Genomic DNA, 11865 nt, shown 5'->3' on the forward strand with positions numbered 1-11865 from the left:
AAAATGTGTATGGGCAACAGGCGGCTTGGTTCATATTATGACAAACCGCTCTGTGCTGAAGCCCTTGGCGCCCTGCATCACCCGTATGAATATCAGCGTACTTCCAGCGAAGCCTGATCCTCCTGGTCCAGCCTATGCCGCACGTCGCCGGGCGATCCCGTGTTGCGCGCCAGCAAGCTGTAAAGAACGGGAATCACGAACAACGTCAGCAATGTTGACATGCTGACCCCGAACACCACGACGATGCCAATGACCGCCCGCGTCTCGGCGCCCGCTCCCACTGCGAATACTAGAGGCAGGGCACCGGCGACGGTGGTGACACCCGTCATCAGGATAGGGCGCAAGCGCAGCGTGGCGGCTTCAAGCAGCGCATCGTCGAATCGCTTGCCGGCGTCGCGCAACTGATTGGCGAACTCGACAATCAGAATGCCGTTCTTCGCCGCCAGCCCGATCAGCATGACCATGCCGATCTGGCTGTAGAGGTTCACGCTGTTACCGGTAAGCCACAGGCCGAGTATCGCGCCGCCAATCGCCAGAGGCACTCCGAGCATGATGATCAGCGGATGCACGAAGCTTTCAAACTGGGCGGCCAGTACCAGAAACACCACCACCAGCCCCAGAGCGAAAACAAACATCAAGGATCCGCCCGCCTCGCGCAGATCGCGGGACTGCCCTTTGTAGTCGATAACCAGAGTTTCCGGCAGATTGTCCCGCGCCAGTTGTTCGACATGTTCCAGCGCATCCCCCAGGGCGACGCCATCGTCCAACGAGGCTTCAATGGTGATCGCTCGGTTGCGGTTGTAGCGGTTCAAGGTAGTGGAGCCGGCGAACTCTTTCAGCGTCACCAGGTTGGAGAGCGGAATCAGTTCACCTGAGGTATCCGAACGCACGTAGATATTCGCCAGCGAATCGGCGCTGCGCTTGTCATCGCGCTCGGCTTCCAGAATGACGTCGTATTCTTCGCCGCGATCGATATAGGTGGTGACGCGGCGCGAACCCAGCATGGTTTCAAGCGTACGGCCGATATGGCTGACGTTCACTCCCAGCGTGGCGGCGCGGTCGTAATCGACGCTTACCTCAAGCTGTGGCTGGGTCTCCTTGTAATCCGAATCGATATTGCTCAGGCCCGGATTGTCCTCGCGGATCTTCTCCAGCAGGATGTCGCGCCATTGCGCCAGCTCGTCATAACTGCTGGCGCCACCCAGCACCAGGCGGAACGGTTGATCCTGCGAACTGCCAAAGCCCTGGCGCATCACCGGGAAGGCTCTGACGCCTGGCAAATCCGACAAACGCTTCTGCACATCGGCCATGATCTCGCTACCCGGCCGGCGTTCGCCCCACTCCTCCAGTACCACGATTGCCATGCCGCTGTTGAAACTGGTGGCAGCGCCGAAGGAGCGCGGCGCACGTACCAGCAACCGACTGACCTCCCCCGCTTCGACGAACTCCATCATCCGCGATTCGATCTCATCCATGTATTCGCGCATGTATTCATAGGTAGCGCCTTCCGGACCATTGACGATGATCATGAAGGCGCCGCGGTCTTCACGTGGCGTGTACTCGCTGGGCAATTGGCTGAACAGCCAGGCACTGCCGGCAAACATGCCCGCGAATATCATCAGCGCCAGCACGCGATGGCGCAGTACCCGAACCAGAATGCCGGCATAGAAAGCCCGGCTGGATCGCAAACCAAGTTCGACCCAGCGCGTCAGCCAGGTCTCCTTCTCATGTGCCTTGAGCAATTTGGAAGCCAGCATCGGCGACAGGGTTAATGCCACGAAGCTCGACAGCACCACCGCCGCTGCCATGGTCAGCGCGAACTCGGAGAACAATCGTCCGACATCGCCCTGCAGAAAAGCGATGGGCACGAATACCGCAATCAGCACCAGCGTCGTGGACACCACGGCAAAGGCTACCTGCCGCGCACCGTAAAACGCTGCTACCAGCGGTGTTTCGCCCTCTTCGTCGATGCGCCGGCGCACGTTTTCCAGCACGATGATGGCATCGTCGACCACCAGTCCGATGGCCAGTACCAGGGCCAGCAACGTCAGCAGGTTGACCGTGAAGCCGAACAGCATCAGTCCAATGAAAGTCGCGGTAATGGACACCGGCAAGGTTACTGCCGGAACCAGAATGGCCCTCGGGCTGCCGAGGAACAGGAAGATGGTCAACACCACGAGGATCAACGCCACGACCAGCGTCGAAAACACCTCGTTCACCGCGCCCTCAATGAATACTGAGCTATCGAAGCTGGGCTGGATTGCCATGCCCTCAGGCAAGGTGGGATTGATCTTGTCGACCAACTCGCGGGAAGCCCGGGAAATATCCAGGGTATTGGCAGTCGATTGCCGCGCCAGGCCGAGCCCGACCATGGGTACGGTATTACCGCGGAACAGGTTGCGGTCTTCCTCGGTGCCCCGCTCCACGCGCGCGACGTCGCGCAGACGCACCAGATAGCCGTTATCCCCGCGCGCGACCACCAGGCGGGCGAATTCATCCGCTTCGGTGAAACTGCGGGCAACGCGAACAGTAAACTGTCTGTCTATGGATTCGATGGTGCCGGCGGGCAGCTCGACGTTCTCGGCGCGCAGCGCCTGTTCTACATCAGCGACTGTCAGGTTGCGCGCAGCCAGTGCTTCGCGGTCCAGCCAGACCCGCATGGCGTACGCCTGATCACCCCCGACTCGCACTCGGGCCACGCCTGAAAGTGTTGAAAACCGGTCAACCAGATAGCGCTCAGCGTAATCGGTGAGCTCGGGTAAGGTGAGCCGGTCGCTGGTCAGGTTCCACCAGATGATCACATCCTGGTTGGCATCAAGCTTCTCGACCTCAGACGGGTCTGCCTCGACGGGAAGCCTGTCGGCAACGCTGGAGACGCGATCGCGCACGTCATTCGCCGCCTCATCCACGCCACGACTGATGCTGAAACGTATGGTGATTTCGGACTGGCCGTCCTCGCTGCTCGATTCGATGAACTCGATGCCTTCAATCCCGGCCACGCTTTCTTCGATCACCTGGGTGATCTGTGAGTCCACCACGCTTGCGGCGGCGCCAATATATTGGGTTTCGATAGTGACGATGGGCGGGTCGATATCGGGGTATTCACGCAGTGGCAAGGCGCTGTAGGCCACCAGCCCGAAGATGACCAGCAACATCGCCACGACTGTAGCGAAGACCGGCCGTACGACAGCGGTATCAGAGAGAATCATGGGCAGTTCGCTCCCGCTGGCTTATGGCGCATCGTCGGACAGCACCGATTCGGCAGATTCACCGGGTTGCTGTTCGGCGATGATGCGAATCGGCTGACCAGACTGCACGCGGAAGTTGCCATGCGTGACGACCCGCTGCCCGGCTTCGAGCCCTTCTTCTACCTCCACGATGCCCGGCTCACGGGAACCAATCACTACTTCACGGCGCTCAGTAATGAGCTGCCCGTCCCGCTCGTTTACCAGCATCACGAACTGTCTGCTGCCAAGCGGCAACAGCGCCTCTTCGGGTATCACCAGCGCCTCGCGCGTGGCACCGCGCAACCGCACCGACATCAACATACCGGGTCGCAGCACGCCTTCCGGATTCGGTAAGGTGGCACGCACCTCGACAGACCGGGTCGCCGGGTCGACTTCATTATCGAGCGCGGTGACCTCGCCAAGGAAGCTTGCATCCGGGAACGCCCGCGTCGTCGCAATGACTGTGCGGCCTGGAGCAACCTGGGAGAGTTTGATTTCGGGGATGCTGAAGTCGAGCTTCATCTGGCTATCGTCGTGCAGTCTGGCAACCAGGGTGCCGGGCGTCAGCAAGGTGCCGACGCTGATCTGGCGAAGCCCCACCACACTATCGAAGGGCGCACGAATCTGCCGGTCCGCAAGTCGCGCTTCGACCGCCTGGAGTTGCGCGCGGGCAATGTCACGGTCGCGCGTCCAGTTTTCCAGTTCCTGTTGCGGCAGCACGCGGCGCTCGACCAGTCCGCGGGTGCGCTCGAGTTGACGCTCGGCATCCGCCAGCGTAGCGCGGGCCTCGTTCAGCTGAGCCTGTTGTTCACTGTTGGTCAGGGAAACCAGTAACTCACCCTTCGCCACCCGCTGACCATCATCGAAATGAATCGCCGACACGGTCTCGGTGATGTCAGCGGTGATATCAGCCGTTTCGCTGGCGCGCAGGGTACCCAGAGCTTCGATCTGGTTGGCCATTTCCCACTGCCGCACTTCGGCCACAGCCACCGCCAACGGCTCCTGTTCCGCCAGTATCGAAAAGCTCAGACTGCAGGCGACAAACAGAAGTAGATATTTCCAGGCTCCGATCGGTTTCGACATCCTCACCATCCCAATACTCGTGAACGAAACGGCTCACGTGCCGGTCATTGCCCACGCCCGCCACTGCCTTGTGCGCGGTCATCATAGCAAGGGAAATAGAGTCCGATCATCTTTCGTCACAATCTCGACGCGTGGCTCGCCTTTCCTGGGGTGTAGTGCGCCTGCGCTACGCCGGATTTATCGGCACAATGAAGCTTGTCGATTAGTCCCGGCCACTGAACTACCGTGCTGCCGGGTACGAGCTGGGGCTCGAACCTTTGGGGAGGTGCCACTGGGAGCCTCGAACACCATGGGCTCGACAAACGGTTCCTAGCTTCAATCCTCCAGCGTTTCGCTGAAGAACTGGCGCATTGCTGTAAAGGCGCGCTCAGCGACCACAGGATGGTATTCATTCTTGCCGGGCGTATTGGCTGTCGGGTTGGTGAACGAATGCACCGCGCCGCCGTAGACGACTAATTGCCAGTCCACGTCGGCGCCGCGCATTTCCTGTTTGAAGGCTTCCACCTGTTCCGGCGGCACAGAAGGGTCTGCGTCACCGTGCAGGACCAGCACTGGTGTCTTGATGGATTCGGCGTCCTTCGGATTTGGCGTGTCCAGGTTGCCATGGAATGACACCACACCACCTATGTCAGTCCCCGAACGTGCCAGCTCCAGCACCGTCCCGCCGCCAAAACAGAAGCCGATCGCCCCTATGCGATTGGTATCCAGCGCCACCTGGTCAGCCTGCGATTTGAAGACATCCAGAACCGTATTAACCCGTTTGCGCATCAGGTCACGGTCCTTGCGCAGCGCACCTGCCAGCTTACCGGCCTCCTCGGCATTGGCTGGTTGTTTGTCCTTGCCGTACATATCAGCCACAAACACCACGTAATCCGAACCGCCAGCGCGGTAGGCCTTCTTCGCAGAGTTCTCGGTCACGCCCATCCAGTTCGGCACCATCAGCAATCCGGGCCGCGGCTCGTTGGTGGCATCGTCGTAGACCAGCAAACCTTCATAGGGCTCGCCATCGATCTCGTAGGAAACCGGCTCGGTTACCATCTCTGCCTGCGCAAGGCCGGCAGACGCCATCAACAACGTGGAAAGAGTTTTACGCATGGTGCGGTCCTTTGTCCGGGATTCATATCATTCAGAAGCATAGCCCAGGGATCTGCTGATGCAGTGCAGTCGTTGTTTCATGACTGCCGGGAGGTACCGCTTATGATCCATGCATGACCCGTTTGGAGCAGCCATACTGGGTGCACTCGCATCGACCATCTGCCGCACCAAGGATAACGACATGCAGGTCTCCATCTATCGCTATCACCCTGAACACGACGACGCGCCGACCATGCAGCAATACGCTGTCGACGACGCGATGCGCGAAGGTATGGTGCTGGATGTGCTCATGCACCTGAAGAATCAGGATGATAGCCTCAGCTTCCGCCGTTCCTGCCGGGAAGGTGTATGTGGCTCGGACGGGATGAACATCAACGGCCGCAACCGCCTGGCCTGTATCACCCGGGTGGCCGATGTTATTGACTCCAACGGCATGCTGACCCTTCGACCGCTCACAGGCATGCCGGTCATCCGCGATCTGGTGGTGGACCAGACGCAGTTCTTCAAGCAGTACCAGAAAATTCAGCCTTATCTCATCAATGACACGCCCACCACAGGGATGGAACGCCTGCAGAGTCCGGAAGACCGTGCCAAACTGGATGGACTCTATGAATGCATCCTGTGTGCTTGCTGCTCATCAGCCTGCCCGTCCTACTGGTGGAATCCGGAGCGTTATATCGGCCCGGCCGGCTTGCTGAATGCCTACCGGTTTCTGATCGACAGCCGCGACACCGCGACAGAAGAAAGGCTCAAGGAACTGGACGACCCGTTCAGCGTGTTTCGCTGCCGCGTGATTGGCAACTGCACAGATGTCTGCCCCAAGGGGCTCAACCCGATGGCTGCGATTGGCCGCATCAAGCTCATGCTGTTCAAAAGCGGAACCTGAGCCCAGCATCCATTTCGCCTGTCATTTCCAGGAGATATCGATGAAGCTTGGCATGATTGGCCTGGGACGCATGGGCGCGAATATGGCGCAACGCCTGCTTGCGGACGGACATGAAGTGGTTGGCCTGGACGCACAGCTCATGCCACGCCAGGCGTTCGAGCAGCAAGGCGGCCAGAGCGTGGAGTCACTACGCGCACTGCTACAACAATTACCCGCCCCCCGCGTGTTATGGCTGATGCTGCCTGCCGGCGCCATCACCCAGGCCATGATCGATGAGTTGCTGCCGCTGCTCGCACCTGGCGATACGCTGGTGGATGGCGGCAATTCTTTTTATCAGGACAGCGTCCGCCGCGCCCGGGAATACGCACAGCATCAGCTGAATTACCTGGACTGCGGCACCAGCGGCGGCGTTTGGGGATTGAAGGAAGGCTACTGCCTGATGATAGGCGGTGAGCGCAAAGCGGTCGAACAGCTGACCCCGCTGTTCCAGGCGCTAGCCCCCGCACCCGACCGTGGCTGGGCGCACGTCGGACCGCCCGGCGCCGGGCATTTCACCAAGATGATCCATAACGGCATTGAGTACGGCATGATGCAAGCCTATGCCGAAGGCTTCGCCATGCTAAACAAAAAGACGGAGTTCGAGCTGGACTTACATCAGATAGCCGACCTCTGGCGCGAAGGCAGTGTTGTCCGTTCATGGCTGCTCGATCTCACGACTTCAGCACTGGAAACAAACCCGACGCTGGCCGGCATAGCACCCCATGTCAGCGACTCCGGCGAAGGCCGATGGGCAGCCGCCGAGGCCATTGCACTGGATGTATCGGCACCCGTCATAACCCTGGCCCTGCTCGAACGTTTACGCTCACGCGAAACCGACTCCTACAGCGACAAGCTCCTCGCTGCCATGCGTAAAGGGTTTGGTGGGCATGACATAACCCACAAATAAAGCGCTACCGGGATCGCCGCAACCCAGCGCAACCCCTGCGTCGAGTACTCGCTCTGTCTCATTTTGTGGGAGGGGCGACCCGCCGCGATTGTGTCTGAAAGACACCTTGGGGTTTTATTTCAGACAATAAAACAACTGGCCTATCGGCCAGATCGCGGCGGCGGTTCGGCGTCCCGATCGCCCCCTCCCGCAACATAGCGCCGTGCCATCATCAAACATACCAAACATGTCATGCTCCGCGACAGCACACCCTACCAGCAACAAGGCACCCCCTGGGGCTGTAGCGCGCCTGCGCTACGGCAATCCATCCGATACGCACGGCCGCTGCAGACACCACTCACACCAGCGAGCCAACATACGAATCCGCGCCAACCCCGGCGTCGCGTCCGAACGCGGCCCGAGGCGCTCGACACCCCCAGGGAAAAACACGCCGCCCACACCCTGGGGCTGTAGCGCGCCTGCGCTACGGCAATCCATCCGACACACCCTATCTCACAAACCAACAATCAAAACCAACCACCCACAAAAAAGCCCGAACACTCTCATGTCCGGGCCTCGATACCACCAGAGCGGTAGCTTACTTACTAAGCTCCACCAACAAAGCATTCAGCCGACGCACATAAGTGCCGGGATCCTGCAGGCTCTCACCCGCAGCCAAAGCCGCCTGATCAAACAGGATATTCGTCAGATCACCGAAGCGCTCTTCGTCCTGCTCACTGTCCAGCTTTTCCAGCAGCGGGTGGGCAGGATTGATCTCCAGAATCGGCTTGCTCTCAGGCGCTTGCTGCCCGGTCGCCTCCAGAATCTTGCGCATCTGCAGGCCCATACCGTCCTCGACCACTACCAGCACCGCCGGTGAATCGGTCAGGCGGTGAGAGACCTTCACGTCCTCGACATTTTCCTTGAGCACGTCCTTGATGCGCTGCACCAGATCCGCCTTGGCCTTGGCCGCTTCTTCCTGAGCCTGCTTGTCTTCCTCGCCTTCCAGCTTGCCGAGATCCAGATCGCCACGGGCGATATCGACGAACTGCTTGTCCTTGTATTCGGTCAGATGGCTCATCAGCCACTCGTCGATACGATCGGTCAGCAGCAGCACTTCGATGCCTTTCTTGCGGAAGATCTCCAGGTGCGGACTGTTCTTGACCTGACTGTGGCGCTCGCCGGTCAGATAGTAGATCTTGTCCTGACCTTCCTGCATGCGCTCGATGTAAGTGTCCAGACCAACCACTTCACTGTCATCATTCTGCTGAGTCGAAGCGAAGCGCAACAGGCCAGCGATCTTCTCACGGTTGGCAAAATCTTCCGCCGGGCCTTCCTTGATCACGCTACCGAAGCTCTTCCAGAACTTCTTGTACTCTTCCGGATCCTTCTTCGCCAGCTTCTCCAGCATATCCAGCACACGCTTGGTCAGCGCAGACTTCATGCTGTCGATGGCCGGGTCCTTCTGCAAAATCTCCCGCGATACGTTCAGCGACAGATCATTGGAGTCCACTACACCCTTGATGAAGCGCAGGTACAAGGGCAGGAACTGCTCGGCGTCATCCATGATGAACACGCGCTGAACGTACAGTTTGAGGCCACGGGGCGCTTCGCGCTGATACAGATCAAAGGGCGCACGGCCAGGCACGTACAACAGCGAGGTATATTCCAGCTTGCCTTCAACCTTGTTATGGCTCCAGGTCAGCGGGTCCTCAAAGTCATGGGCAACGTGCTTGTAGAACTCCTGGTATTCCTCGTCCTTGATGTCGGTACGCGAACGGGTCCAGAGCGCGCTGGCACGGTTGACGGTCTCCCATTCAACCTCGGTGGGCTTGTCTTTTTCCTCGCCATGATGCTGCTTGGGCAGCTCAATCGGCAGAGAGATGTGATCGGAGTACTTCTTGATCACATTGCGCAGGCGCCAGCCATCGGCAAACTCACCTTCACCGGACTTGAGGTGCAATACGATGCGGCTACCACGCTCCGGCTTCTCGATGGTCTCGATGGTGAAGTCGCCTTCCCCAGCGGATTCCCAACGCACACCCTGGGACGCATCCAGACCAGCGCGACGGGTAAAGACTTCAACCTTGTCGGCAACGATAAAGGCACTGTAGAAACCCACACCGAACTGACCGATCAGGCTCGCATCCTTCTTCTGGTCGCCGGTCAGCTGCTGCATGAAGGCGGCGGTGCCGGATTTGGCGATGGTGCCGAGGTTCTCGATCACTTCATCACGGGACATGCCGATGCCGTTGTCCTCGATGGTCAGCGTTTTGGCTTCTTCATCACCGCTGATACGAATGCGCAGGTCAGGCTGGTTTTCCAGCAGATCAGGGTTGGCAATGGCTTCGAAACGCAGCTTGTCGGAGGCATCCGATGCGTTGGAAATCAATTCGCGAAGGAAGATCTCCTTGTTCGAATACATCGAGTGAATCATGAGGTGCAGCAGCTGCTTCACCTCAGTCTGAAATCCGAGCGTTTCCTTATGGGCTTCCACGGTCATGTTGCTTGATCTCCATCAGGTTCATCTATGGCTTGGCCTGTCCGAGCTAAGCCCGGAGCGGCGAGATGAACCCTTGATGGGGACGGCGCCTGATTATTTCAAGACGCCTTGAGGGGATACAGCGAGGAAAATCTTAATCGACTGCGCGACGGTGATGCTCGTACAGCAGATCGACGATACCGTTGCTAGGCTTGTAGCCCTGTACAGTCTTCAGCAGCAACTCACGAATGGTGTCGTAATCATCCTCCCGCACCGCCTGGCGGATGGTATTGAGGACCGGCAACAGCTCACTCCACGGCAACAGCGCCTCATTGGCCTTGCGGATTTTCGGATGCGCCGTTTCCTTCGGATTGTCGCCGATCAGCAGCTCTTCATACAGCTTCTCGCCGGGACGGAGGCCGGTGAAAGCAATCTCGATGTCACCGTTCGGATTCTCTTCATCCTTAACCGACAGACCAGACAGCAAAATCATCTTCTTCGCAAGATCGACGATATTCACCGGCTCGCCCATATCCAGCACAAATACATCACCGCCCTCACCCATGGCACCGGCCTGGATGACGAGCTGCGCCGCTTCGGGGATGGTCATGAAGTAGCGAGTAATCTTCTGATGGGTCACCGTGATCGGGCCGCCCATACGGATCTGGTTACGGAACAGCGGTATCACCGAACCGGACGACCCCAGCACATTACCGAAGCGCACCATACTGAACCGTGTGCGATTCAAGTGTTTCACCGACGGATCCTCGTTCCACAGATTGGGCGCTTGCTCTGCGCTCAGTCCTTGCAATACCAGCTCTGCCATACGCTTGGTCGAGCCCATTACATTGGTCGGTCGTACTGCCTTGTCAGTGGAAATCAGTACAAAATTCTCAACCTGGCAACGGATAGCCGCCTGGGCCACGTTCAATGTACCGAACACATTATTCATGATCCCTTCGGCAACATTGTGCTCAACCAGCGGCACATGTTTATACGCTGCGGCATGGTAGATCGTCTTGATACTCCAGGCACTGATCACGTGTCGCAGCCGCGTGCTGTTGCGGATTGAGCCCAGTATCGGCACCAGATTTACTTCGAAATCACAGGTCCTCAGGAAGTTCTCGAGCTCGCCATGTATTGCATAGAGCGCGAACTCGCTGTGTTCGAACAGCACCAAAGTAGTGGGACGTGACGTCATGATCTGGCGGCATAGCTCACTGCCGATCGAGCCGCCCGCACCAGTAACCATGACAGCCTTGCCTTTGATGCAGCGCTCAAACAACGAAGCTTCCGGCGGCACTGCGTCCCTTCCGAGCAGGTCGGCGATATCCACTTCCTGCAGGTCATCTACCTTGACTTTGCCACTGGCGATATCGCATAAACCCGGGATGGTTTTTACGTGCAACGGGTACTGCTGCAGGTTTGCCAACACCTGCTGCCGATGCGCACGGGTTGCCGAGGGAATGGCCAGAAATAACTCTTCCGCACCCGTAGAGTCGATCATGCGATCGATATCAGTAGCACTGAATACTGGTAAACCGGACACAGTCCGCGCCGCAAGAGCCGGGTTATCATCCACAAATGCCACGGGCTTATACAAACGGCCCACCTTGATTGACGCCAGCAACTGATTGCCTGCTGCGCCAGCCCCGTAGATGGCGATGGGCTTGCCCGCCATCTCCTTGTGCAGCATTTCGTGAGCAATTTGCTTGCCTGCGGTAAACCAATGCCCCGTGAAATATTCGCGAGCAACAAGACGCAGCCCGCCAAGCATGCCCAGACTCAGACACCAGTACATGAATAAAATGGATCGCGACTGGAACAGGTCCATACCCGACACTCGCAATGCCATTACTGCGATCACCAAGCCAATAAAAGCAGCGGTCACCGCCCGGAATATGCACTTCAGCGCATCGTTGCCGAAATACCGCATCACTGCGCGATACATGCCCATGCGCACATAAAACGGGACAGAAACCAGAGGAGCCAGCACGAACAGCCAACCCTGGCTACCCTCCGGCCATATCCATCCTTCCGGACCCAGGCGAATCACAAAAGCTATCCATAACGCAGCCCACATCAAGACCACATCGGCAACAATCTGAAGACTACGTTTCTGGCCGTAGCTCAAACCAATCAGTTTTTCCTTGATCATAGAGACCTT

The 11865-nt window shown here is 58.4% G+C and carries 7 protein-coding genes; 2 read left to right on the forward strand and 5 right to left on the reverse strand.

Translation table 11 applies throughout. The features are described 5' to 3' along the window. Positions 1-92: 92 nt before the first annotated feature. The 3 genes from HG264_RS06865 to HG264_RS06875 form a co-directional block, all read right to left on the reverse strand. A complete protein-coding gene (locus tag HG264_RS06865) occupies positions 93-3209 on the reverse strand; it encodes an efflux RND transporter permease subunit (protein WP_169406968.1) in 3117 nt (1038 codons plus the stop codon). Between the two features lie 21 nt (positions 3210-3230). Next, positions 3231-4310 (reverse strand): efflux RND transporter periplasmic adaptor subunit, encoded by a 1080-nt coding sequence (locus tag HG264_RS06870; protein WP_169406969.1) that lies wholly within the window; start codon positions 4308-4310, stop codon positions 3231-3233. 315 nt (positions 4311-4625) lie between these two features. Beyond that, on the reverse strand, positions 4626-5405 hold the full coding sequence (locus HG264_RS06875; RefSeq protein ID WP_169406970.1) for a dienelactone hydrolase family protein: 780 nt from the start codon (positions 5403-5405) through the stop codon (positions 4626-4628). 181 nt (positions 5406-5586) lie between these two features. Between HG264_RS06875 and HG264_RS06880 the strand changes: the two genes are divergently transcribed. Beyond that, entirely contained in the window at positions 5587-6291 is a 705-nt protein-coding gene (locus tag HG264_RS06880) for a succinate dehydrogenase iron-sulfur subunit (protein ID WP_169406971.1), read from the forward strand. Positions 6292-6331: 40 nt separating this feature from the next. Then, entirely contained in the window at positions 6332-7237 is a 906-nt protein-coding gene (gene gnd, locus HG264_RS06885; RefSeq protein WP_169406972.1) for a phosphogluconate dehydrogenase (NAD(+)-dependent, decarboxylating), read from the forward strand. A gap of 577 nt (positions 7238-7814) precedes the next feature. Here the strand turns inward: gnd and htpG are convergent. Continuing rightward, positions 7815-9719 carry a molecular chaperone HtpG gene (gene htpG / locus HG264_RS06890; RefSeq protein WP_169406973.1) on the reverse strand — a complete coding sequence of 635 codons (1905 nt, stop codon included), beginning with the start codon at positions 9717-9719 and terminating at the stop codon, positions 7815-7817. Between the two features lie 133 nt (positions 9720-9852). Continuing rightward, a complete protein-coding gene (locus tag HG264_RS06895; RefSeq protein ID WP_256663802.1) occupies positions 9853-11856 on the reverse strand; it encodes a nucleoside-diphosphate sugar epimerase/dehydratase in 2004 nt (667 codons plus the stop codon). Between the last annotated feature and the right edge of the window lie 9 nt (positions 11857-11865).

It is taken from the genome of Pseudomonas sp. gcc21 (assembly GCF_012844345.1).
Classification (GTDB): domain Bacteria; phylum Pseudomonadota; class Gammaproteobacteria; order Pseudomonadales; family Pseudomonadaceae; genus Halopseudomonas.